Below are 24,181 nucleotides of genomic sequence, written 5' to 3'. Positions count from 1 at the left end.
CCGATTTGCCGATCGAGGGAAATGTGCGTCAGGCGCCTGGGGCGCGCAGGCCCGGCAAAGCTCTTACGAGCGCACGAAACTGGTCGCCGCGATCCTCGAAGCTGCGGAACTGGTCGTAGGAGGCGCAGGCCGGCGAGAGCAGCACCACCTCTTCGCCCGTTCCGTCCCGCTCCGCGGCGGCAGCGGCCTCGGCGACGGCCGCATCGAGCGTGCCGCAACGGCTGAACGGCACCTGTCCGTCGAGGGTGGCGGCGAAGTCCTCGGTCGCCGCGCCGATCAGGTAGGCGTGGGCGACGCGGGGGAAGTACGGCGCGAGGCTCGCGATGCCGCCCTCCTTCGGCTTGCCGCCGAGGATCCAGTGGATGCGCTGGAAGGCCGAGAGCGCCTTCTCGGTCGAGTCGGCGTTGGTGGCCTTCGAATCGTTGATGAACAGGACGGCGCCCCGGCAGCCGACCTCCTCCATCCGGTGCGGGAGCCCCGGGAAGGTCGCGAGCGCTGCCGCGAAGGCGTCCACCGTGACGCCCAGTTCACGGGCGACCGCGTAGGCGATGGCGGCGTTCTGCCAGTTATGGGCGCCGCGCAAGGAGCCGATGCCCGAGAGATCGGCCACCGGCTCCGCCGGCTCCCTGAGCCCGTCGACGACGATCCCGTTGCGGGCGAGGATCCCGGGCCCCTCCCCCGCCTCGCCGACATGCACCCGGGTCAGCTTGCCCGCCCGGCGCTCCGCGATCGCCCGGCAGAAAGCGTCGTCGACCCCGATGATCGCGTGGGCGGCGCCGGTCACCAGCCGCTCCTTGATGGCGGCGTAATGCGTCATGTCGCCGTGACGGTCGAGATGGTCCGGCGTGAGGTTGAGCAGCACCCCGATCGTCGGTGCCAGCGACGGCGTCAGGTCGATCTGGAACGAGGACAGCTCGATCACGTGGACCCGGTCGCTCGATGGCGGCGCCAGCGACAGGATCGCCGTGCCGATATTGCCGCCCATCTGCACGTCGCGGCCGGCCTGCGCCAACACGTGGGCAATCAGCGCCGTGGTGGTCGACTTGCCGTTTGTGCCGGTGATGGCGACGAAGGGCGCCTCGGGGCAGAGAGCCGCGCGCTCGCGGCAGAAGAGCTCGATGTCGCCGATCACCGGGATGCCGGCGCCCTTGGCGAGGTCCACCGTCCAGTGCGGCGCCGGATGGGTCAGGGGCACGCCGGGGGCGAGGATCAGCGCGGCGAAATCCGTCCACGCGGCCTGCCTCAGGTCGCCGGTCTCGATGCCCTGCCGGGCCGCCGCCTCCATCCGCGCCGGGTTGTCGTCGCAGGCGATCACCCGGGCACCGCCGGCCTTGAGGCTGAGTGCCGTGGCGAGGCCCGAGCCGCCGAGCCCGAACAATGCGACGGATCGGCCGGCGAAGGTGGTGGAGGGTGTCATGCGTCGATCGGGCCTTCGCACCGGGGGCGGCGCCGGGCCGGCGCCCGGCGCGTCTCTCAGGCGGTTAGTGAGACGCGGAGCGAGGCTTCGTCAAGCTGTGCCGCGCGGCGGAGGGTGGGACCGACCGGCCACCTCCCCTTTCCCGGATCTCCCTCCGCCGACGCTCCAGTCGTCCGGGACAGGGTGTTGAGGTCGCGAATCGCCCTACCGCAGCTTCAGCGTCGCCAGACCCAGCAGCGCCAGCACCACCGCGATGATCCAGAACCTGATCACCACCTGCGGCTCCTTCCAGCCCTTCTGCTCGAAATGGTGGTGGATCGGCGCCATGCGGAAGACGCGCTTGCCAGTGAGCTTGAACGAGGCGACCTGGATGATGACGGACAGGATCTCCAGCACGAACAGGCCGCCGACGATGCCGAGCACGATCTCGTGCTTGGTCGCCACCGCAACGGTGCCGAGAAGCCCGCCGAGCGCCAGCGAGCCGGTATCGCCCATGAAGATCTGGGCCGGCGGCGCGTTGAACCACAGGAAGCCGAGGCCCGCCCCGATCAGCGCGCCGCAGACGACGGCCAGCTCGCCGGTGCCCGGGACGTAGTTCACTTGGAGGTACGAGGCGTAGATCACGTTGCCGACGAGATAGGCGATGATCCCGAAGGTGGCCGCCGCGATCATCACCGGCACGATGGCCAGCCCGTCGAGGCCGTCGGTGATGTTGACGGCGTTGCCTGCGCCCACGATCACGAAGCCCGCGAAGGCGACGTAGAACAGGCCGAGATTGATGATCGCGTCCTTGAAGACCGGGAAGGCGAGCCGGTAGGCGAGGCCCGGAGCGGAATATTCCGCCACCGCGACGCAGGCGGCGATCGCGATCAGGGCTTCGAGGCCGAGGCGGAACTTGCCGGAGAAGCCCTTGTGGCTCTGCTTCGTGACCTTGAGGTAATCGTCGTAGAAGCCGATGGCGCCGAAGCCCAGCGTCACCATCATGACGATCCAGACGTAGTGGTTGCGTGGGTTGGCCCAGAGCAGGACCGCCACCATCACGCCGGCCAGGATCATCAGCCCGCCCATGGTGGGAGTGCCGCGCTTGGTCAGCAGGTGCGATTGCGGGCCGTCCTCGCGGATCGGCTGGCCCTTGCCCTGGCGCAGGCGCAGGAGCGAGATGATCCAGGGCCCGAACCAGAACACGAAGAAGCCCGCCGTGAACAGCGCGCCGCCGGTCCGGAAGGTGATGTAGCGGAAGACGTTGAGCGGCGAGAACACGCCGCTCAGGTCGGAGAGGAGGTAGAGCATCCCGAAGGCATCCGATCGTAGGCGAGCGGCAACGTCGGGCTTATGCCCGCAACGCTGCGACAGATTCCTGAAGGTTGGCTCAGCCGGACCGGCCGACGGCGAGGTCCTGGTCCGCAGCCCCGCCGTAGCGGGCCTTGAGCGCCTCGACGATCCGGCCCATGCGGGTGCTGTTCGAGCCCTTGACCATCACGGCGTCGCCGGGCCGCAGGGCCGCGACCACCGGATCGACGAGCTCGGCCGAGCTGGCGCGGGCGCCGGCGCGGCGGGCGGTCGGCAGCGCCTCGAACAGCTCCTGCATCAGCGGGCCGGCGGTGAAGACGAGGTCGATGCCGTGCTCCTCGACCGCCTGGGCCAGCTCGCGGTGCAGGCGGGGCGCCTCGGTCCCGAGTTCCATCATGTCGCCGAGGACCGCGATGCGGCGGCCGGCGGACTCGACCCCGGCGAGCGTGCTGAGCGCCGCCCGCACCGAGGCCGGGTTGGCGTTGTAGCTCTCGTCGACGAGAAGCGCCTCGCCGTCGCCGACCTGCAGGAGGTGGCGGGCGCCGCGCCCGGCCGGCGGGCGCAGCTGCGCCAGCGACAGGGCCGCGAGCGCCAAGTCGGCGCCGAGCGCCTGCACGGCGGCGATGACGGCGAGCGAGTTCAGCGCCGTGTGCCGGCCCGGCGTGCCGAGCTGGTAGGTGACGGTCACTCCCATCGCCCGCACGTCGACGATCGACAGGTCGGGCCGCATCACGATGCGCTCGGCGCGGACATCGGCCTCGCGGTGCTCGCCGAAGCTCACCACCCGGCCGGCGCGGGAGGCGAGCGCATGGGCCTTCAGGCGCTCGAAATTCGGGTTGTCGCGGTTGATGATCGCGACGCCGCCGGGCTCCAGGCCGGAGAAGATCTCGCCCTTGGCGTCGGCGATGCCCGACAGCGAGCGGAAATGCTCGATATGGACCGGCTCGACCGTGGTGACGATCGCGATCTCGGGCCGCACCAGGCGGGTCAGGGGAGCGATCTCGCCGGCATGGTTCATGCCGATCTCGAATACCCCGAACTCGCTCGAGGCCGGCATCCGGCTTAACGTAAGGGGCACGCCCCAATGGTTGTTGTAGGAGGCGACCGAGGCATGGGTGGCGCCTTGCGCCGCGAGCACGTGGCGCAGGGCCTCCTTGGTGCCGGTCTTGCCGACCGAGCCGGTGACGGCGAGGACCCGCGCCGCGGTCCGCGCCCGCGACGCCACGGCGAGGCCGCGCATGGCGGCGAGCACGGCATCCCCGTCGCTTGCCTCGTCACGGGAGGGGACGGCGATCAGCGGCCCGGCCTCGGCGAGGTCGGCGGCCCGCTCCTCGGCCACCACCGCGGCGCCGGCGCCGCGGGCGAGCGCGTCGCGCACGAAGTCGTGGCCGTCGCGGGCCTCGCCGCGGATGGCGAAGAACAGGTCCCCGACCTTCAGGGTGCGGGTGTCGATCGAGATTCCGGACAGGTTTTGCGGCGCGTCAGCATCCGCGACGACGCGGCCGCCCATGGCGGCGGCGGCGTCGATCAGGGTCCAGAGTGGCTCGGTCATGCGCGGGACTCCTCGATCGCGCTCAGGACCGCGTCGCGGTCGGAGAAGGGCAACGTCCGGTCGCCGATGATCTGGCCGGTTTCATGACCTTTGCCGGCTACAACCAGCACGTCGCCGGCGCGAAGGTCGCGCACCGCCGCCCGAATCGCTTGCGCCCGGTCGCCGATCTCCTCGGCGCCCGGCGCCGCCGCCAGGATCGCGGCGCGGATCGTGGCGGGGTCCTCGCTGCGGGGATTGTCGTCGGTGACGATGACGCGGTCGGCCTTCTCGGCCGCGATGCGGCCCATCAGCGGCCGCTTGGCCCGGTCGCGGTCGCCGCCGCAGCCGACGACGCAGACGAGGCGCCCGGTGGTGAAGGCGCGCAGCGCATCGAGGACGTTGGCGAGCGCGTCGGGCTTGTGGGCGTAGTCGACGATGCAGAGCGCGTCCCGCACCGTGCCGATCCGTTCCAGCCGACCCGGCACGCCGGCAAGGTGCCCGAGCGCCGCGATCACCTCGGCCTCGCGCCCGGCCCCGGCCGGGGTCGCCAGCACGAGTCCGGCGGCAAGCAGCGCGTTCTCGACCTGGAACGCCCCGACGAGGGGCAGGTCGACTTCGTGGGTCGTATCCCCGACCGCGATCGCGAGGCGCTGGGCGAAGCCTTCCGTGCGGGCGGAGACGAGGCGGATCCCCTCGCCGGCCCGGCCGGTGGTGACGAGCCGCAGGCCGCGCTCGCGCACGGCGGCGATCACCGCCTGGCCCTGCGGACCGTCGGCATTGACGATTGCCGTACCGTCCTCCGGCAGCAGGGTCGTGAACAGCCGCAGCTTGGCCTGGAGATAGGCCTCCGGCGTGCCGTGATAGTCGAGGTGGTCGTGGCCGAGATTGGTGAAGCCGGCGGCCGTGAGGCGCACGCCATCGAGGCGGCTCTGCTCGATGCCGTGCGAGGAGGCCTCCATGGCGAGTTCGGTGACGCCGTCGCGGGCGAGCCGGTCGAGGGTCTCGTGCAGGGTGATCGGGTCGGGCGTGGTGAGCGAGCCGTAGGCGGCCCCGCTCGTGGTGATGACGCCGAGGGTCCCCAGGCTCGCCGCCTCGCGGCCGAGGCGGCCGAAGATCTGGCGCACGAAATCCGCCACCGAGCTCTTGCCGCTGGTGCCGGTGACCGCGACGACCGTCCCGGGCTGGCCCGGATGCAGGCGGGAAGCGGCCGCGGCGAGCGCGGCACGGGCATCGGGGACTTCGATGTAGGCGACGGATTCCGGCAGGTCGGCCGGGCGCTCGCCTTGCGCGACCATCGCGACTGCGCCGGCCGCCGCCGCCTTGGCGGCGAAGAGCCGCCCGTCGGCGGCGGTGCCGGGCACGGCCAGGAACACGAAGCCGGGCTCGACCTTGCGGCTGTCGGCGGTGAGGCCGGTGACGGGGAGGCCGGCCGCCGGACCGGCCTCCGGGAAGAGGTCGCCGAGGGTGAGGCTCATCGTCCGTCCAGCTGGTTGACGTGGTAGGCGCCGAGCTTGACCATCAGCGGGAACGGCTTCACCGGCGGCTCGAATTGCGGCGGCAGGCCGAGGATCGGGGCGACGCGGGCGATCACCCGCCCGGTGACGACGCCGGAATTCCAGGCCGCCGTGGCGTAGGAGCCGGATTCCGCCGCCACCGCCTGCGGCTCGTCCATGATGGTGACGAACAGGTATTTCGGCTTGTCCATCGGCGCCGCCGCCATGAACGTGGTGAACAGCCGGTTCTTGACGTAGCGGCCGCGGATCACCTTCTCGGCGGTGCCGGTCTTGCCGCCGACATAGTAGTAGGGGATCGCCGCCTTCTTGGCCGAGCCCTCGGTGGCGTTGAGGCGCATGATGTAGCGCATCGCCTCGCTGGTCTGGGGCGAGAGCACCTGCGTCGCCTTCTCGCGCGCCTCGGCCTCGCCCCGCTTGAGGAAGGTCGGCGTCATCAGGAAGCCGCCATTGGCGATCGCCGCCACCGCGGCGGAGGCCTGGAGCGGCGCCACCGCGAGGCCGTGGCCGAACGCGATCGTGATGGTGTTGATCTCGGTCCAGCGCGGCGGGATGATCGGCTCGGCGCTCTCCGGCAATTCGGTGCGCAGGCGGTCGAGCAGGCCCATCTTCTTGAGGAAGGCCTTGTGGCCGGGCACGCCGATGCCGAGGGCCATCTTGGCCGAGCCGATGTTGGAGGAGTGGGTGAACACCTCCGGCATCGTGATGACCCGGTTGGTGCCGTGGTACTCGTGGATCTTCTGCCGACCCCAATGCAGCACGCCGCCACGGGTGTCGAAGGTCGAGTTGACGTTGAATTTCCCGGAATCGAGCGCCATGGCGAGGGTCATCGCCTTGAAGGTCGAACCCATCTCGTAGACGCCGACATTCATCCGGTTGATCCGGTCGGGATCGAGGGCGTCCTTCGGCTCGTTGGGATCGAAGTCCGGCAGCGAGGCGAGCGCGATCACCTCGCCGGTGGTCACGTCGAGGATCAGGCCGGCCGCCGCCTTGGCGCGGTAATGCTCCATGCCCCAGGCCAGCTCGTCGCGCACCGCGTGCTGGGCGCGCAGGTCGATCGAGAGCTGGACCGGCGCCATGTCGGCCGACTTCTCGACGAAGCCGAGGCTGTTGAGATCGCGCAGGCCCTGGCGGTCGATATACTTCTCGATGCCGGCGATGCCGACATTGTCGAGGTTGGTCACGCCGAGGATGTGGGCGGCCGCCGTGCCGTTCGGATAGACCCGCTTGTGGTCGGCCAGGAAGCCGACGCCCGGGATGCCGAGGCGGTGCACCTCGGCCTGCTGGCGCGGGGTGATCTCGCGCTTGACCCAGACGAAGCCCTTCTTGGTGGAGAGCTTCTCGCGCAGGTCGCGGGCGTTGATCTCCGGCAGGACCGCGGTGAGAAGCTCGACCGCCTCGTCCTTGTCGTAGATGTTCTTCGGCTCGGCGAAGACCGAGACGGTGCGGATGTCGGTGGCGAGGATCTCGCCGTTGCGGTCGATGATGTCGGGCCGCACCTGGGTGGTGCCGCCGGCCTCGGCCCGGCGGGCGGAGGCGGTGCCCGGATCGTCCGGCAGCAGGGCGAAGCTGACGAGCCGGCCCATCAGGGCGAGGAACACCGCGCCGAAGACGAGGCCGACGAGGCCGACGCGGGCGGCGCTGCGCTCCACCGAGAGGCGGAACATCGCCACGACGCCGCCGCGCAGCATCTCCGCGAGGCTGCGCCGGGCTGCCGCCGGCGGAGCGGGCTCCTCGACGAGCGTCCGCGCCGGATCGATGTCGGCGGCACCGACCTCGGCCGCACCGACCTCGGTGATTGGGGCGTCGTGAGCCTGGGGATCGTGAGCCTGGAAATCCTGGTCCTGGGTCACGGCGCCTACCTCTTGGCCGTCGGGGTGACGGTGCGGGTGGGGGTGGACGTGGAGCCGGTGGTGCGGGGCTCCTCGCTGCGGGCGGCGGTGGTGGAGGGCGCGCGCTCCTTGGCGGCGGGCGTCGCCGTGGCGCCGAGGCCGAGGGCCTCGAGCTTGCGGGCGATCTCGTCGCCGCGATCGGCCTTGGCCGGCAGGTCGGCGAGGCGCCCGAGATGGGCGGTGCCGATCGGCTCGAGCTGCAGGTACTTGTCGACGGCGCCCTGCAGCCGGTCGGGCCGGGTGAGCAATTGCCATTCGGCCCGCAGGACCGCGATCGCGTCGCGCTCCTTGCGCAGGCGGGTCTTCAGCTTGGCGACCTGCTCGGCCTGGTAGAGCGTGTCGTACTTGATCGAGTAGGCGTAGATGGCCGAGGCGATCAGCCCGGCGATCGCCGCGAGGTGCAGGAGGCGGATCACCGGCGCCCTCCCCGGGTCTGGGTCTCGGGCAGGGAGGCGAGGGCCTCGAGCGCCGTCAGCGGCGGCGGCGCGGGCGCGTCGGTGCGCTCGCCGGCGCGGAGCTTGGCCGAGCGGGCGCGGGGATTGGCCCGGCACTCGGCCTCGCCGGCCGCGACCGGGCCCTTGGTGGCGAGGGTGAAGCTGCGCGGGGCGGGCTGGGCCGCCATCGGCAGGTGGCGCGAGGCGGTGACCGCCCGGCCGCTGCGGGCCGAGAAGAACTGCTTCACGATCCGGTCCTCCAGCGAGTGGAAGGTGACCACCGCGAGGCGGCCGCCCGGCCGCAGGGTATGCTCGGCGGCGTGGAGCGCCCGCTGCAACTCGCCGAGCTCGTCGTTCACCGCGATGCGCAGGGCCTGGAAGGTCCGGGTCGCCGGGTGGATGCCGCTGCCGGGCTCCGCCCGCACGACGCCCGCGACGATCTCGGCGAGCGCCGCCGTGGTCTCGATGCGGCCGCGCCGGCGCGCCTCGATCAGGGCGCGGGCCACGGCGCGGGCCCGGCGCTCCTCGCCGTAATGATAGATGACGTCCGCCAAAGCCGCCTCGGAGGCCTCGTTGACGAGGTCGGCGGCGCTCTCGCCCGCCCGCTCCATGCGCATGTCGAGGGGGCCGTCATGGCGGAACGAGAAGCCCCGCTCCGCCTGGTCGAGCTGCATCGACGAGACCCCGATATCGAGAACGACGCCGTCGGCCTGCGCGAAGCCGTGGTCGCGCGCGATGGCGTCGAGGTCGCCGAAGCGGCCCTGCACCAGGACGAGCCGCCCGGCCTCCGCCTCGACCAGGGCCTGGCCGGCCGCGATGGCGGTGGGGTCGCGGTCGATGGCGAGGACGCGGTTTCGCGGATCGGCGGCCAGGATCGCCTTGGTGTAGCCGCCGGCCCCGAAGGTGCCGTCGATGACGCGAGCCGGGCCGGCGCCGAGGCGCAGGGCGGTCAGGACCTCGTCCAGCAGGACCGGGATGTGGGGGGCGGCGTCGGTCACGACCTGCACCCCAACTCGACCGAGACGACGACCCATCCCGCGCCGCGGGCGCGCATTGAGACGTGACGATCCATGGTGCTCCGCTGTCCGCACGAGCCGGGCCGAGGCCGGCCGGGATCGGCGCCAGGGCGCCGCTTTGCCCACGCCCGACATCGACGCGCGACCATCACGCCCGCTTTCGCGGGCGGCGGCCGCCGATGCTGGAATCGCCGTGGACGGGGTGGCTCGGGGTATCATGGGCCTCTGGGGTCGTCAACGCGAGGGCACACGCGGCGGGCAGCACCCGCCCCTGTGCCATCAGAGGCCAGCAAGGTTAACGAAGGCTTGTGATGCTCGCGCGTGTCGCCGGAAAGTGGAGCCGCGCCGACCTGTTTGCCCGCAGGCGCGGGCTCTACCTCGATGATGCCTCGCGCCCGCTGGATTTCAGCTGCGGCGGCCCTAGGACGGGGTTTTTGAGCTGGGTATCAGCCGGCCTGTAAGCCGGGTTCTGTATGGCCCGGCGGATCCGCGAGGATCCCCCGGACGTGGCGGCCATTCCTCTGGGACGGCCGTTGCCGGCCGCCTCGAGCAACCAACCCGGGCGACGGGCCTGAAGAAGGCCGTGCGCGATTCCTCGCGCGTGCCGCCCCTATTCGGTTTTGCTCCCGGTGGGGTTTGCCGTGCCGTCCGCGTTGCCGCGTCCGCGGTGCGCTCTTACCGCACCCTTTCACCCTGACCGGCGCGGGCCTCGCGGCCCGCCCGGCGGTCTGCTCTCTGTGGCACTGTCCCTGGGGTCGCCCCCGCCGGACGTTATCCGGCACCGTCTCTTCATGGAGCCCGGACTTTCCTCCCCGATCCCGCGCACGGGCGAACCCGCTGACAGGACCGGAGCGGCCGCCCGGCCGGCTGACGGGGCCGATGTGCGATGCGGGAGCGCCCACGTCAAGGCGGGAGCACCGTCCGGATGGGTTGCCGCGCCGCGACGCCTTCCTACCTGCCGGTCTCAAGGCCGCCGCGACGCGGCCGCGAGAACGGAGGCAACCCTGATGAGCGAGAACATCGAGGCGGGCTGGACGCTCGAGACCGTGCAGCAGCTCAAGGCCATGGCGCGCGAGGGCGTCTCGGCCTCGGTGATGAGCCTGAAGCTCAAGCGCCCGGTCACGGCGATCCACGCCAAGCTGGCCGAGCTCGGCCTCACGCCGGCGGCCGAGGCGTAAGGATCTGCGAGGGGGCGGGCCGCGTTCGGCCCGCCCGCCGGTTCCTACCAGCTGCCGGTATTCTGCATCGAGGCCCAGGGCTCCTGCGGCGGCTTCGCGCCGCCCTTCTGGAGGATCTCGATCGAGATGCCGTCGGGCGAGCGCACGAAGGCCATGTGGCCGTCCCGCGGCGGGCGGTTGATGGTCACGCCGGCATCCTGGAGCTTCTGGCAGGTCGCGTAGATGTCGTCGACCTGATAGGCCAGGTGGCCGAAGTTGCGCCCGCCGGTATACTCCTCCGGATCCCAGTTGTAGGTGAGTTCGAGCAGCGGCGACTTGGTGTCCTTCGCCCGCGCGGCATCGCCCGGGGCGGCGAGGAAGACCAGGGTGAAGCGGCCCTTCTCGCTCTCGGTGCGGCGCACCTCCTGGAGGCCGAACTTGTTGCAGTAGAAGTCGAGCGCCTTGTCGAGATCGGCGACGCGGACCATCGTGTGCAGGTATTCCATGGCGCTCCATCCTTGCGTGTCGGGGCGCCCGTGCCGGGCGCCGGATCCGGCGTCGTAGCTAGGGCGCCCCGCGACCGGCGGGGAGGGCCAAGACCCGGGACGGATCCCGCGTTGCGCTGCGGCCGGCGCCGGTGCAAAGGCTCTCTCCTTGCGTCGCGCCCCGTGAGACCGCCGAGGAACCCTGATGCAGACGATCGTTCGCCTCGCCGATTACCGCCCGAGCGACTACCTGATCGACCGCGTCAACCTCGACGTGCGGCTGCATCCGACCGAGACCCGGGTCACCGCGACGCTGGCGCTCCGCCCGAACCCGGCCGGCGAGCCCGGCGCGCCGCTTCACCTCGACGGCGACGAGCTGACGCTGCTCGCCATCGCCCTTGACGGGCAGCCGACCGGCCCCGGCGCGATCACGGTGACGCCCCGGGCGCTCACCCTGCACCAGCCGCCCCAGCGCCCGTTCGTGCTCGAAATCGAGACGCAGGTGAACCCGAGCGCCAACACCAAGCTGATGGGGCTCTACCGCTCGAACGGCGTCTACTGCACCCAGTGCGAGGCGGACGGCTTCCGGCGCATCACCTATTTCCTCGACCGGCCGGACGTGATGGCGGTCTACACCACCCGGATCGAGGCCGAGCGGCACGAGGCGCCGGTGCTGCTCGGCAACGGCAACCCCGTCGGGCAGGGCGAGGTCGGCCTGACCCGCCACTACGCGGTCTGGCACGACCCCCACCCGAAGCCCGCCTACCTGTTCGCCCTCGTCGGCGGCCGACTCGGCCGGGTCGGCTCGCGCTTCACCACCATGGAGGGGCGGGACGTCGAGATCGCCGTCTATGTCGAGCCCGGCAAGGAGGCGCGCGCCGGCTTCGCCCTCGATGCGGTCGCCCGCTCGATGGCCTGGGACGAGCGCAGCTTCGGCCGCGCCTACGACCTCGACGTCTTCAACGTCGTCGCGGTCTCCGACTTCAACATGGGCGCGATGGAGAACAAGGGCCTCAACATCTTCAACGACAAGTACGTTCTGGCCAGTCCCGACACCGCCACCGACGCGGACTACGCCAACATCGAGGCGATCATCGCCCACGAGTATTTCCACAACTGGTCCGGCAACCGGGTGACCTGCCGCGACTGGTTCCAGCTCTGCCTCAAGGAAGGCCTGACGGTCTTTCGCGATCAGGAATTCTCTTCCGACGAGCGCTCGCGCCCGGTCCACCGCATCGCCGAGGTGCGCACGCTGCGCGCCCGCCAGTTCCCGGAGGATGCCGGGCCGCTCGCCCACCCGGTGCGGCCGCAGGCCTATCGCGAGATCAACAACTTCTACACCGCGACGGTCTACGAGAAGGGCGCCGAGATCGTCCGGATGCTGCGCACCCTGCTCGGCCCCGAGACCTTCCGGCGCGGCATGGACCGCTACTTCTCGACCTGCGACGGCACCGCCGCCACGGTGGAGGATTTCCTCGCCGCCTTCGCGGCGGAGAGCGGGCAGGATCTCGCCGCCTTCGCCCGCTGGTACGAGCAGGCCGGCACGCCGACCGTCGCGGTGGCGGGCGGCTACGATCCGGCCGCGCGGACCTACACCCTCACCTTCCGCCAGAGCCTGCCTTTGGTCGCGACCGAGGCCGCGGCGAGCGCCGCGCCGCGGCCCCTGGTGATCCCGGTCGCGCTCGGCCTCGTCGCGCCGGAGGGCGGAGCGGTCGAGGCCGTGTCCGAGCGGGTGCGCGACGGCGTGTTCGTGCTCGAGAGGGCGGAAGACAGCCTCGTCTTCACGGGAGTCGCGGCGGCGCCGGTGCCGTCGCTGTTCCGCGGCTTCTCGGCCCCGGTGAAGGTCGAGCACGCGCTCACCCGGGACGAGCGCCTGACCCTGCTCGCCCATGACAGCGACGCCTTCAACCGCTGGCAGGCGGCCCAGAGCCTCGCCCTGGAGGTGCTGGTCGGCCGCGCCAAGGCCGGCGCGCCGCTCGACCCCGAGGCCGGGCCGGGGGGCGCAGGCCTGGCCCGTGCCCTCGCGACCTTCCTCGACGGCGAGGCCCTGGCCGATCCCGCCTTCGCCGCCCTGGTCCTCACGCTGCCGAGCGAGCAGGAGGTGGCGCAGACCCTGGGATCCGAGGTCGATCCCGACGCGATCTGGCGCGCGCGCCAGACGCTGCGGCTGCAGCTCGGCCGCGATCTCGGGCCCCGGCTCCTCGCCTTGCGCGACGCGCTGGCCGAGGCGCCGGGGGCGCCCTTCAGCCCCGACGCCGCCAGCGCCGGCCGCCGGGCGCTGCGCAACGCCGCTCTCGATCTCGTGACCGCGGCCGATCCGGGCAACGGCACGACGCTGGCGCTCGCCCAGCTCGACGCCGCCACGACCATGACCGACCGCCTCGCGGCGCTCGCGACCCTGAGCCTGGTGCCGGGCGAGGCCCGGGAGGCGGCGCTCGCCCGGTTCGGCGAGGCCTATCGCCACGAGCCCCTGGTGCTCGACAAGTGGTTCGCCCTCCAGGCGATGATCCCGGAGGCCGGGACGCTCGACCGGGTCCGCTCGCTGATGGGCCATCCGGCCTTCTCGCTGGGCAACCCGAACCGGGTCCGCTCGCTGATCGCCAGCTTCAGCCTCAACAACCCGACGCAGTTCCATCGCCCGGACGGGGCCGGCTACGACCTCACGGCGGAGGTGGTGCTGGCCCTCGACGGAAAAAATCCCCAAGTCGCGGCGCGGCTGCTAACTGCTTTCAATACTTGGCGTATGGTCGAGAGCGGGCGCCGCCTGCGGGCGGAGGCCGCCTTGCGGCGGGTGGCCGAGGCGCCGGGCCTCTCCCCCGACGTCAGTGACATCGCCGGGCGATCGCTCGCATCGATGACATGATGCACAACCTCTTGTGACTGCTGGTAGAACCGCGCCATCTCCGGCTTACGCGCGCGTTCCGATCACTGGTTAACACTTCATTTCCACGGCGCGAGGCGCTGGACAAAATGCTTGTGGAAATGCCAGATTGAGCCTCGATTCGGGGGCCTGCCGGGAACCTCCGCGGCATCTGTCTTTTTGTTCCGTTGGGGGTTTGGGTATGCTGGAGGCGGATCCCGCCCCCTTGTCGGCGCGTGCCGCGACGATCCTCGGGATCAGCCGGGTTTCGAAGGCCGCGCACCAGCGCCTCGCCCATGCGGAATCCTGGCTCCGGTTCGCTGTCCCGGCGATGCTGGCGGCATTCCTCCTCTGCCTCGGCACCGTCACCGTCCTGCAGCTCTCCGGCCACCGCGAGGAGGTGGTCGGCGATGCGCGGCGCGACATCGACCTGGTGGCCCGCCTGATGGCCGGGACTTTGCCGGCCTCCCTCGCCCGGTCCTCCGGCGCGGTGCCGTCGGAGGTGATGGCCCCGGCCGCCCTGCGCGAGCGGCTGGTGCGCCTGCTGCCGCCCGGCGGCCTGCCCACGGGCCGCAGCGTGCTCCTGATCGGCGCCGACGACGCGATCCTCGCCTCCCTGCCGGAGCAGTCCGGCCTGCCGCGCAGCTTCGGCGAGTTCGTCGGCGAGGTGCAGGTGCTCGGCATCATGGGCGAGCGTGCCGGCGTGCTCCCGGTGGTGCTCGGCAGCGGCGAGCGGGCGCTGGCGACGGTGCGGGCGGTGCCGGGCGGTGCCGGGATCACCCAGGTCGCGGTGGTGCAGACCCTCGATTCGGTCACCGCCCTCTGGGCCGGGCGGGCGCGCATCGCCGCGGTGCTGGTCGGTGCCGTGACCCTGGTGGTAGTCTGCACCGGCCTCGCCTACGCGCTCCAGGCCGACCGGGCCCGCGCCGTCGACCGGGTCTGCGAGCAGGTGCGCCAGCGCCTCGACACCGCGCTCGGCCGCGGCCGCTGCGGCCTGTGGGACTGGGACATCCCGCGCGGCCGGATCTACTGGTCGGATTCGATGTATCAGCTCCTCGGCTACGCCCGGGAGCAGGAATTCCTGTCCTTCGGCGACGTCAACGCCCTGGTCCACCCGGACGACACCGACCTCTACGGGCTGGCCCGCCAGCTCGCCGCCCGCGACACCACCGTCGATCACGAGTTCCGCATCCGCGCCGCCGGCGGCGAGTGGGTCTGGCTCAAGGCCCGGGCCGAGATCGTGCAGGACCTGGAGGACAATGGCCGCCATCTGGTCGGCATCGTCATCGACATCTCGGAGCAGCGCCGCCTCGCCGAATCCACCGCCACCGCCGACATGCGCCTGCGCGACGCCGTCGAGGCGGTGTCCGAGGCCTTCGTGCTCTGGGACGCGCAAAACCGTCTCGTCCTGTGCAACTCGAAGTTCCGGCGCCTGCACGCCCTGACCTCCGACGAGGCCCAGCCGGGCCGGCGCTACGACGCCATCATGGGGCGCGCCGCCCTGCCGACCGTGCGGCGCGAGATCCCCGCCGGCGAGTTCCCGGAAGCGGGAGCCCGCACCTTCGAGGCCGAGCTCGCCGATGGGCGCTGGCTGCAGATCAGCGAGCGCCGCACCAAGGACGGCGGCTATGTCTCGGTCGGCACCGACATCACGGCCCTGAAACGGCACCAGGAGCGGCTCGTGGAATCGGAACGCCAGCTCATCGCCACCATCGCGGACCTCAAGCGCTCGCGCCGGACCCTCGAGATCCAGACCCAGCAGCTCGCCGACCTGGCCGAGCGCTACCTCGACCAGAAGGCCCAGGCCGAGAGCGCCAACCGCTCCAAGTCCGAGTTCCTGGCCAATATGAGCCACGAGCTGCGCACTCCCCTCAACGCCATCCTGGGCTTCGCCGAGGTGATGGAGAGCGAGGTGTTCGGGTCGCTCGGCTCCGAGAAGTACCGCGAATATTGCCGCGACATCCGGTCGAGCGGCCACTACCTGCTGTCGGTGATCGACGACATCCTCGACATGTCGCGGATCGACGCCCGCCGGGTGAAGCTCGCCAAGCAGCCGGTGGCGGTGAGCGAGGCCCTGGAGCGTGCCCTCAAGCTGATCGCCGAGCCGGCCCGGGCCAAGGGCCTGACCGTCAGCGTCGAGATGAGCGCCGACACGCTGGTGATGGCCGACGAGCGCGCCCTGCACCAGATCCTGGTGAACCTGTTGCAGAACGCCGTGAAGTTCACCCCCGAGGCGGGCCGGGTCGCGGTGCGCACGCGGCGCGCCATCGACTCGGTCCACATCTTCGTCGAGGATAGCGGCATCGGCATCCCGAAGACGGCTTTGCCGAAGCTCGGCTATCCGTTCGAGCAGGTCGAGACCAACTTCGCCCGCAGCTACAAGGGTTCCGGCCTCGGGCTGGCCATTGCCCGCTCGCTCTCGGAGCTCCATGGCGGGGGCCTGCGCATCCGCTCCGAGGAAGGCACCGGCACGATCGTGCTGGTGCGCCTGCCGCGGCCCGGCCTCAACGACGCGGCCGAGGCGCGGGACGCGGCGGCCGAGATCGGGGCTTAGTGTCTCTCACCAAACTCCCGATCATCGTCGCCCGCATTGGCGGGGTCGGTACGGCGGGGGTTTCGTGAGGTGCACTTGATCGGCGCCTGAGCCTGGCCGGAGGCCGGCGACGCTCCCGGCAAGCGTCACGCGCCATCCAACACCCGCTCGACCCGCGCCAGCAGACATCCCGGCCGCGCCGTGTGGATGTTCACGAAAGCCGTGCGGGGATCGCCGAGCGCCCGCGCAAGGGGCGCGTCGACCTCCGCGCCGGCGCAGACATGGCCGAGATCGTAGAGACAGTGGTGCTCGCCGTCATAGGCGCGCACGGAGACGAGCGGGTTCGCCCGCACGATCGGCGCGATCGCATCGACGACCTCGGCGCGGGGGCACTCCGCCTCGTGCAGGAAGATCGGGCTCGGCGTCCAGTAGATCCCGAGCGGCTTTGGCAGATCGTAGGATCCGAGCAGCACGGTCTCGCCCGGCTCGGCGAGACGCAGGCAGTGCCGGCACGGAAACCCGCCGCCCGGCGTCGCGACGATCCGCCGGACCGGGTTGCCGCGGTCGTCCGTGCCGGTCGCCCGGAAGCGGGCCGCCGTCTCGGTCGCGATCGGGATGCATTGAAAAGCGGTCATTCGGTCACCTCCTGCGGCGAACCCTATGGGTCCGGGGGGCAGCGCCTCATCCCGCTTCTTGCGCCCGAATCACGCGCGACAGGGAGCCCCGGGCGCCGCTTGCGCCGGCCCGGGGCTGCATCGCTGGCCTCGAGCGTCAGGCCGCCCGCACCGTGGCGAGGAAGCGCGCGACCTCGGCGCCGAGATGCTCGGACTGTCGCGACAGCTCGGTGGCCGAGGCGAGCACCTGGGCCGCCGCCGCCCCGGTCTCCTCCGCCGCACCCGCCACACCGGCGATGTTGCCCGTCACCTCGCCGGTGCCGGTCGCGGCCTGGGAGACGTTGCGGACGATCTCCTGGGTGGCGACGCCCTGCTCCTCGACCGCGGCGGCGATCGCCACCGTCACCGCGTCGATCTCGCGGATCCGCTCGGTGATGGCCGTGATCGCCGAGACCGTCTCGCCGGTGGCGCCCTGCACCGCCGCGATCTGCTGGCCGATCTCCTCGGTCGCCTTCGCGGTCTGGCTGGCGAGTTCCTTCACCTCCGCGGCGACCACCGCGAAGCCGCGCCCCGCCGCCCCGGCCCGGGCCGCCTCGATCGTGGCGTTCAGCGCCAGGAGATTCGTCTGCGCCGCGATCGACGAGATCAGGCCGGCGACGTCGCCGATCCGGCTGACGGTCTGGCTCAGCTCGCGCACCCGGGCCCCGGTCCGGTCGGCCTCCGCCACCGCGGCCTTGGCGAGACCGGCCGAGCCATCGACCTGGCGGCCGATCTCGGCCACCGAGGCGCCGAGCTCCTCCGCCGCCGCCGCGACGGTGCCGACATTCGACGCGGCCTGCTCGGCGGCGGCGGCGACCGCGGCGGACTGACTCGCCGTCTCGGTCGCCGTCCCGGACATCTGACCGGCGGTCGCTTCCAGCTCGGTGGCCGAGCTCGCGACCCGGCCGACGATGCCGCCCACCGCCTGCTCGAACCCATCGGCGAGCGCCATCATGGTGCGCCGGCGCGCCTCGCCCGCCGCGGCGTCGGCGATCCGCTTGATCTCGGCCTGCTCGGCGGCCTTCTGCGCCACCATCGCCTTGATGCCCTCGACCGCCCGGCCGATGACGCCGATCTCGTCGCCCCGGCGCGCTTCGGGGATCTCGGCCTCGATCTCGCCATGGGCCATGCGGTCGAGCACGCGCACGAGGCGGCCGATCGGCCGGGTCACGCCGAGCACGGTGATGAGCCCGACGGCGAGGAGCCCCAGAACCATGCCGAGGGCGGTGAGCGCGATCAGCTGGTGGCGCGTCGCATTCGTCCGCAACGTCAGGTCGTTGGAATTCGTCGCGACGTAAGTCTGGATATCGGTGCCGATCTGGTTCGACTCGCGGATCACCTCGCCGAGGACCGGGTCGATCGTGCGGTGATACAGGTCGAGGGCGTTCGCGTTCTTCCCCGCCATCGCCAGCTTGCGCACCGCGTCGAGCTTGCGCGTGAAGTCGTCGAGACTGGTCGCAAAGGTCTCGATCCGCCCGGCGAAAGTTGGCGCCTGTCCCTGCATCTCGACGAGAACGGCCTTCATCTCGGACGAGGCATCGTCGAACGTCGCGTTCGAGCGGCGCATCAGATCCTGCTCCGGCTCCGCGATGATCCGGATGACGGCGTAGTTCAGGGTGTAGATGATGCGATTGAGCCACCGGGCCGTCGCCGGCGCCCGCGCTTCGCGCACGAGGAACACGCTGTAGGCGTCGTCGATCGCCGTCATGCGCCCTTGGGCGTACCAGACGCAGCCGCCGACGACCGCGGCGACCAGCATGATGGCGGCGGTGAGCTTGTGGAGGATCTTGACGTTGGCGAGCACGGGCTCGGTCCCCTTGAGGCTAAAGTTCAGCCTCAAGGAAGCATTATAAGCTTTAACACAGCGTAAAGCGGTGCCACCGTACAGAAGAATTAGCGCATTCGCTGACAGCTCACCGCAACGACATCGAGAAGAGATGGAAGCGCGACGTCGCAGGACCCGAGCCCTTGCACGCGCGATCACGACAAAACCGATGCGCCGGCTTCGCGGAGACTTCGGTCGCCGGGCGCCGAACGAACGGGGCCCGCCCTCGATCGATCACCATCGAGCACCATGGCCCGTGGCCGAGCGACGGTCAGCAACGCTCGATCGTGCGGGTTGTTCCCGTCCCTACGATGGTCAGGAGACAAGGAGGCCGAGGGAACAGCTGCTCGACGTGTCGCGCGTGTCGGACAGCCAGGGCCGCCCTCCGCAGACATGCGTCGGCAGGCCAACGCCTCGTCCGCCTCGGGTCTCGTTTTATCGCAGATTTTCGTCGCCGAACCGGCAACCGCCATTGCGAAGCCTGCTTAGCCCAGGATCGCCGCGAACGACTCCTGCACCCCGGCCCGGGTCTCCGTGAGCTGCGCCGTCAGCGCCGCCTCGTCGGGCTGGCCGAGCGCCGCCGCGAGGCGGGCGCGGGCCGCCGGCGGAGCGGTACGGCCGAAATCGCCCTCGACCATCAGGCGCTGCCAGTGATGGACGTCGTCGAGGAGCCGGTAGGCCGTGACGAGGCGGCCCGCCATCCCGGCCTCGATGAGGCCGTGGGCGCCTGCGCGCTCCAGCACCCCCGGCGCGTCGAGGCCGACAAGGTCGGGATGGGCGCTCGCGTGGGACAGGACGAGAGCCTGGCCTAGGAAGTCGAGGTCGAGAAGGCCGCCGGGGGCGAGCTTCATGTCGAGGGGACCATGATCGCCCTTCTCGCGCGCGATCAGGGCGCGCATCGCCCGCACCTCCCCGGCGACCACGCCCGGGTCACGCGGCTGGCGCAGGACCGAGGCGGCGGTCGCATCGGCCTCCGCCCTCAGGCTCGCCTCGCCCGCGATGGGGCGGGCCCGGGTCAGCGCCATGTGCTCCCACAGGGCCGCCTCCTCGCGCCAATAGGCCGAGAAGCGCTGCCACTGGTTGGCGATCGGCCCCTGGCCGCCGCTCGGACGCAGGCGCAGGTCCACCTCGTAGAGCCGGCCGCGCCGGGTCGGCACGGTCAGCGCCGCGACGAGGCGCTGGGTCAGGCGGTTGTAGTAGACCGCTGCGTCGAGGGCACGCTTGCCGTCGCTCTCGCGCCGCTCCGGGTCGAAATCGTACAGGACCACGAGGTCGAGGTCGGAATCGGCCGTCAGCTGGCACGAGCCGAGGCGTCCGAGGCCCAACACCGCGAAGCGGCCGCCCGGCACCCTTCCGTGCTCCTCCGCGAAGGCGGCCTCCACGGCCTCGAGCGCAGCCACGACGGTGGCCTCGGCGATGCCCGCATAGGCCCGGCCGGCGCCGGCGGGCGGCAGGATGCCCGAGAGAAGCCGGGCGCCGGCGACGAAGCGCAGCTGCCGGGCGGCGTCGCGGCTGCGGTCGAGAAAGTCTTCGAGGTCGCGGGGCCGGCCGAGGCCGGTGCGGAACTGCTCGGCGAGGGCCTTCGCCTCGGTCACCGGCGCCACGAAGGCCGGGTCGATCACCGCGTCGAGGACGTGCGGGCTGAACGCCACCGTGTCGGCGAGCCGCGGTACGGTGCCGAGAAGGTCGGCGAAGAGCAGCCGCAGGCGCTCGTGCGAGCGCAGGATGGTGAGAAGCTCGACCGCCGCCGGCATCCGCCCGAAGGCGCGGTCGAGGGCGGCGAGCGCCCCGTCCGGGTCGCCGGTGCCGGCCAGCGCCTGGATCAGGGCCGGGACCAGCTCGGTCAGGACCTCGCGGGCCCGCGGGCTGGTCACCGCCGGGCGGCGGCCGAAATGCCAGCCCCGCACCGTCTCGGTCGCCCGCTCCGGCGCCCGGAAGCCGAGGCGGCGCAAGGTGGCGAGCGTCTCGGGATCGTCCTCGGCCCCGGTGAAGACGAGGTCGCCCACCTCCGCCGCGAGGTCCGGCTCGGCCTCGAACAGCAGGGCGTAATGCCCCTGCACCCGTCGCGCCTCGGCGGTCAGCGCCTCGCCGAAGGCGGCGGCGTCGGAAAAGCCGAGGAAGCGGGAGAAGCGCGCGAGCTTCACGGGCTCGTCCGGCAGGCGCTGGGTCTGCTCGTCGGCCACCATCTGCAACCGGTGCTCGACGGTCCGCAGGAAGCGGTAGGCGTCGGAGAGCTCGTCGCGGGCCTCCGGGGTGATCCAGCCCTCGTCGTGCAGGGCGGCCAGCATCTCCAGCGTGCGCCGGCCGCGCAAGGACGGGCGGCGCCCGCCGAAGACGAGCTGCTGGGTCTGGACGAAGAACTCGACCTCCCGGATGCCGCCGCGCCCGAGCTTGATGTCGTGACCGGCCACCGCGATGGCACCGTGGCCTCGCACGGCGTGGATCTGCCGCTTCATCGCGTGCACGTCGGCGATCGAGGCGAAATCGAAGTATTTTCGCCAGATGAACGGCCGCAGCTCGGCGAGGAACGAATCCGCGAGGTCAAGGTCGCCGGCGACCGGCCGGGCCTTGATGAAGGCGGCGCGCTCCCAGTTCTGGCCTACCGTCTCGTAATAGGTGTAGGCGGAGGGCAGCGACAGGGCGGTCGGGGTCGAGCCGGGATCGGGCCGCAGGCGGTAATCGACCCGGTGGACGTAGCCGTCGGCGGTGCGCTCCTGCAGGAGCTTAGCGACCGCCTGCGCGATCCGGCTGAAGAACGGCGTCGCCTCGACGCCCGGGCGCAAGGGAGCGGCGTCGGGGTCGAACAGCACGATCAGGTCGACGTCGCTCGAATAGTTCAGCTCGCCGGCCCCGAGCTTGCCCATGCCGAGCACGATCAGGCCCGATCCCGCCTGCGGATTGATCGGATCGGGCGGGAGGAAGCGGCCGGTGCCGGCGGCCTGGACCAAGGCCGCGTCGACCGCGGCGCTCACCGAGGCATCGGCGAAATCGGACAGGGCCGCCGTCACCTGCTCCAGGGACCAGACCCCGCCGATATCGGCGAGCGCCACCAGCAGCGCGTGGGCGGCGCGGTTGCGGCGAAGCTTTTGGGCGACGTCGCTGCCGGCGGGCCCCGTCGGGCCGGCACGGCCGGCCCCCCGCTGGTCGGCCAGGATCGCGGCGTTGGAGTCTTCCGGCGGGCGCTCCAGCAGGCCGGCGAGCCGCGCGGGGTCGCGGGCGGCGAGGCCCCACAGAAACGGCGAATGGTCGGCAAGGCCGAGGAGGAGGTCGCGGGCCGGTCCGCCCTCGGCCAGGAGCGGCGCGAGGTCGGGGGCCTCGGCAAGGAGATCGGAGAGGCGCGCCTGCGCCCGGTCCGGCTCGGCGAGGCGGGGCGCCCGGGTCAGGCGCGCGGCGAGCGGCCCGGTCACGCGGCACTCTCCCGGACGGCCTGATCGCGCGGCAGGGCCGGCAGGCGCAAGGTGGCGCGCAGGCCCGGCGCGTTGTCCTCCAAGGTGAAGGTGCCCTGGTGCAGGCGCGCGACGGCGTTGACGAGGCTCAAGCCCAGCCCGAAGCCCGGCCGCGTGCGGGCCGTCTCGAGCCGCACGAAGCGCTCCAGCACCCGGCCGCGCTCGGCCTCCGGGATGCCCTCGCCCCGGTCGGCCACGGTGAGCACCACGCTGCCATTCTCCCGCCGCGCCGCGACGCGGACCATTGGCCCCTCGGTGGCAATGCCGGTTTTTTGCCCGTATTTCAGGGCGTTGTCGATCAGGTTCGCCATCGCCTGTCCGATCAATTCGCGGCTGCCATGCAGCACCAGGCCGTCCTCGACCTCGGCCCGCAAGGCGACGCCGCGTTCCTCCGCCACCGCTTCGTACAACTCCGCGACCTCGAGGGCGACCGCCCCGGCATCGAAATCCGCCAGCCCCTCGCGGGCATTGCCGGCCTCGAGCCGCGCGATCATCAGAAGCGCGTTGAACACCCGGATCAGGTTGTCGCTCTCCTCGATGTTGGCTTCCAGCGCCGCCCGCAAGGAATCCGGGTCGTCGCCCTCGCGCAGAGCCGCGTCGGCCTTGTTGCGCAGGCGGGTGAGCGGGGTCTTGAGGTCGTGGGCGATGTTGTCCGAGACCTCGCGCATGCCGCGCATCAGCTCGCCGATGCGGTCGAGCATCGCGTTGAGGTTGCTCGCCAGCCGGTCGAGCTCGTCGCCGTTGCCGGCGAGCGTCAGCCGCCCGTCGAGGTCGCCCGCCATGATGCCGCGGGTGATCTCGGTCATGTGGTCGACGCGCTTCAGGACGCGCTGGGCGATGAACCAGCTGCCGAGGAAGCCGAGGCCGACGACCAGCATCAGCGACCAGGCGAAGGCCCGCCCGATCACCGCCCGCAGGCGGTCGCGCTCCTCGACGTCGCGGCCGACGAGCAGGCGGAAGCCCCCCGGCAGGGTGAAGATGCGCACGATCGCCCGGTGGTCGAGGCGGTCGCCGTCGGTGCCGCGGCCATAGGCCGTCTCGGTCTGGCCCGGCGCGGCGAGCACGCCCGGGGGCAGCGCCTCGACATTGCCGACGACGTGCTCGCCGGCCGGGGTGGTGACGAGGTAGAGCGAGGCGCCGGGCTCGCGCGAGCGCCGCTCGACGACGCCGACGAGGCGGCGGATGCCGCCGGACGCGTATTGGTCGGACAGGCCGTTGATCTCGGCCTCGATGGTCGAGACGATCTGGTCGTCGAGGACTCGCCGCGCGTTCCAGGCGACGTAGCCCAGGGCGAAGAACGCGAAGGCAGCGAAGATCAGGAGGTAGGCGAGCGAGAGCTTGAACGCGGTGGTGCGAAACAGCGCGCCGAGACGGGCCAGCACGCCGTCGGGCGCGCTCGCGCCGAGAGGGCCTGCGCCGAGAGGGCCTGGATTCCGGACGCTCACGCCTCGCCGCCGGCGCGGACCATGTAGCCGGCGCCCCGCACGGTGTGGATCATCGGGCGGTCGAAGCCCTTGTCGACCTTGGCGCGCAGGCGGGAGACGTGGACGTCGATGACGTTGGTCTGCGGATCGAAATGGTAGTCCCAGACGTGCTCGAGCAGCATCGTGCGGGTGACGACCTGGCCGGCATGGCGCATCAGGTATTCGAGCAGGCGGAACTCCCGCGGCTGGAGCGGGATCTCCTGGCCGGCCCGGGTGACCCGGTGCGACAGCCGGTCGAGTTCGAGGTCGCCGACGCGGTAGCTCGTCACCTCGGTCGCCGGGCCGCCGCCGCGCCGGCGGGCCAGCACCTCGATCCGGGCCATCAGCTCGGAGAAGGCGTAGGGCTTGGGCAGGTAATCGTCGCCCCCGGCCTTGAGGCCCTTCACCCGGTCGTCGACCTGGCCGAGCGCCGAGAGGATCAGGACCGGCGTGTCGACGCCCTGCTCGCGCAGCGAGCGGATCAGCGACAGGCCGTCGAGCTTCGGCAGCATCCGGTCGACCACCAGCACGTCGTAAGTCCCCTCGCGCGCCAGCGCGTAGCCGTCGAGCCCGTCATCGGCGGTATCGGCGACGTGGCCGGCCTCGCGGAAGGCCTTGGAGAGGTAGCTGGACGCTTCGCGGTCGTCCTCGATGATCAGAAGGCGCAT

At 71.7% G+C, this 24,181-nt stretch carries 16 protein-coding genes and 1 other RNA gene; 3 read left to right on the top strand and 14 right to left on the bottom strand.

Annotation, left to right across the window (positions count from 1 at the left end; genetic code table 11):
• Positions 1-28: 28 nt before the first annotated feature.
• The 8 genes from murD to rnpB form a co-directional block, all read right to left on the bottom strand.
• On the bottom strand, positions 29-1,417 hold the full coding sequence (gene murD / locus DA075_RS03020) for a UDP-N-acetylmuramoyl-L-alanine--D-glutamate ligase (protein WP_099951947.1): 1,389 nt from the start codon (positions 1,415-1,417) through the stop codon (positions 29-31).
• 204 nt (positions 1,418-1,621) lie between these two features.
• Positions 1,622-2,707, bottom strand: coding sequence for a phospho-N-acetylmuramoyl-pentapeptide-transferase (mraY, locus tag DA075_RS03015; protein WP_099951946.1), 1,086 nt, complete (start codon positions 2,705-2,707; stop codon positions 1,622-1,624).
• 79 nt (positions 2,708-2,786) lie between these two features.
• On the bottom strand, positions 2,787-4,259 hold the full coding sequence (locus DA075_RS03010) for a UDP-N-acetylmuramoylalanyl-D-glutamyl-2,6-diaminopimelate--D-alanyl-D-alanine ligase (RefSeq protein ID WP_099951945.1): 1,473 nt from the start codon (positions 4,257-4,259) through the stop codon (positions 2,787-2,789).
• The gene (locus DA075_RS03005) at positions 4,256-5,713 is read right to left on the bottom strand and encodes a UDP-N-acetylmuramoyl-L-alanyl-D-glutamate--2,6-diaminopimelate ligase (RefSeq protein WP_099951944.1); all 1,458 of its coding nucleotides are present in this window, start codon (positions 5,711-5,713) and stop codon (positions 4,256-4,258) included. The genes DA075_RS03010 and DA075_RS03005 overlap by 4 nt, the downstream gene beginning before the upstream one ends.
• A complete protein-coding gene (locus DA075_RS03000; protein WP_099956365.1) occupies positions 5,710-7,440 on the bottom strand; it encodes a peptidoglycan D,D-transpeptidase FtsI family protein in 1,731 nt (576 codons plus the stop codon). Before DA075_RS03000 ends, DA075_RS03005 begins: the two co-directional genes overlap by 4 nt.
• A 167-nt stretch (positions 7,441-7,607) precedes the next feature.
• The gene (gene ftsL / locus DA075_RS02995; RefSeq protein WP_099951943.1) at positions 7,608-8,057 is read right to left on the bottom strand and encodes a cell division protein FtsL; all 450 of its coding nucleotides are present in this window, start codon (positions 8,055-8,057) and stop codon (positions 7,608-7,610) included.
• Positions 8,054-9,109 carry a 16S rRNA (cytosine(1402)-N(4))-methyltransferase RsmH gene (rsmH, locus tag DA075_RS02990; protein ID WP_099951942.1) on the bottom strand — a complete coding sequence of 352 codons (1,056 nt, stop codon included), beginning with the start codon at positions 9,107-9,109 and terminating at the stop codon, positions 8,054-8,056. Before rsmH ends, ftsL begins: the two co-directional genes overlap by 4 nt.
• A 424-nt stretch (positions 9,110-9,533) precedes the next feature.
• Positions 9,534-9,962, bottom strand: an RNA gene (gene rnpB, locus DA075_RS02985) — RNase P RNA component class A.
• 136 nt (positions 9,963-10,098) lie between these two features.
• Here rnpB and DA075_RS36365 point away from each other — a divergent pair.
• Complete coding sequence (locus tag DA075_RS36365) at positions 10,099-10,269, top strand: hypothetical protein (RefSeq protein ID WP_164712196.1); 171 nt, start codon at positions 10,099-10,101, stop codon at positions 10,267-10,269.
• 44 nt (positions 10,270-10,313) lie between these two features.
• Here the strand turns inward: DA075_RS36365 and gloA are convergent, their stop codons facing one another.
• Complete coding sequence (gloA, locus tag DA075_RS02980) at positions 10,314-10,754, bottom strand: lactoylglutathione lyase (RefSeq protein ID WP_093567019.1); 441 nt, start codon at positions 10,752-10,754, stop codon at positions 10,314-10,316.
• Between the two features lie 184 nt (positions 10,755-10,938).
• Between gloA and pepN the strand changes: the two genes are divergently transcribed.
• Both pepN and DA075_RS02970 read left to right on the top strand, forming a co-directional pair.
• On the top strand, positions 10,939-13,596 hold the full coding sequence (pepN, locus tag DA075_RS02975; protein ID WP_099951941.1) for an aminopeptidase N: 2,658 nt from the start codon (positions 10,939-10,941) through the stop codon (positions 13,594-13,596).
• Between the two features lie 199 nt (positions 13,597-13,795).
• Positions 13,796-16,147, top strand: coding sequence for a PAS domain-containing sensor histidine kinase (locus DA075_RS02970; RefSeq protein WP_099951940.1), 2,352 nt, complete (start codon positions 13,796-13,798; stop codon positions 16,145-16,147).
• 125 nt (positions 16,148-16,272) lie between these two features.
• Here the strand turns inward: DA075_RS02970 and DA075_RS02965 are convergent, their stop codons facing one another.
• The 5 genes from DA075_RS02965 to DA075_RS02945 all read right to left on the bottom strand — a co-directional run bounded on the left by DA075_RS02965 (position 16,273) and on the right by DA075_RS02945 (position 24,181).
• The gene (locus tag DA075_RS02965) at positions 16,273-16,761 is read right to left on the bottom strand and encodes a DUF1203 domain-containing protein (protein WP_099951939.1); all 489 of its coding nucleotides are present in this window, start codon (positions 16,759-16,761) and stop codon (positions 16,273-16,275) included.
• 136 nt (positions 16,762-16,897) lie between these two features.
• Positions 16,898-18,538 carry a methyl-accepting chemotaxis protein gene (locus tag DA075_RS02960; protein WP_099956364.1) on the bottom strand — a complete coding sequence of 547 codons (1,641 nt, stop codon included), beginning with the start codon at positions 18,536-18,538 and terminating at the stop codon, positions 16,898-16,900.
• Between the two features lie 551 nt (positions 18,539-19,089).
• Positions 19,090-22,011 (bottom strand): bifunctional [glutamine synthetase] adenylyltransferase/[glutamine synthetase]-adenylyl-L-tyrosine phosphorylase, encoded by a 2,922-nt coding sequence (locus DA075_RS02955; protein ID WP_099951938.1) that lies wholly within the window; start codon positions 22,009-22,011, stop codon positions 19,090-19,092.
• Positions 22,008-23,495: a HAMP domain-containing sensor histidine kinase gene (locus DA075_RS02950; protein WP_099951937.1), complete on the bottom strand. Its 1,488-nt coding sequence runs from the start codon at positions 23,493-23,495 to the stop codon at positions 22,008-22,010. Before DA075_RS02950 ends, DA075_RS02955 begins: the two co-directional genes overlap by 4 nt.
• Positions 23,492-24,181, bottom strand: coding sequence for a response regulator transcription factor (locus DA075_RS02945; protein ID WP_099956363.1), 690 nt, complete (start codon positions 24,179-24,181; stop codon positions 23,492-23,494). The genes DA075_RS02950 and DA075_RS02945 overlap by 4 nt, the downstream gene beginning before the upstream one ends.

It is taken from the genome of Methylobacterium currus (assembly GCF_003058325.1).
GTDB classification, from domain to species: Bacteria; Pseudomonadota; Alphaproteobacteria; order Rhizobiales; family Beijerinckiaceae; genus Methylobacterium; species Methylobacterium currus.
This window is presented reverse-complemented; position numbering and strand designations above follow the sequence as displayed.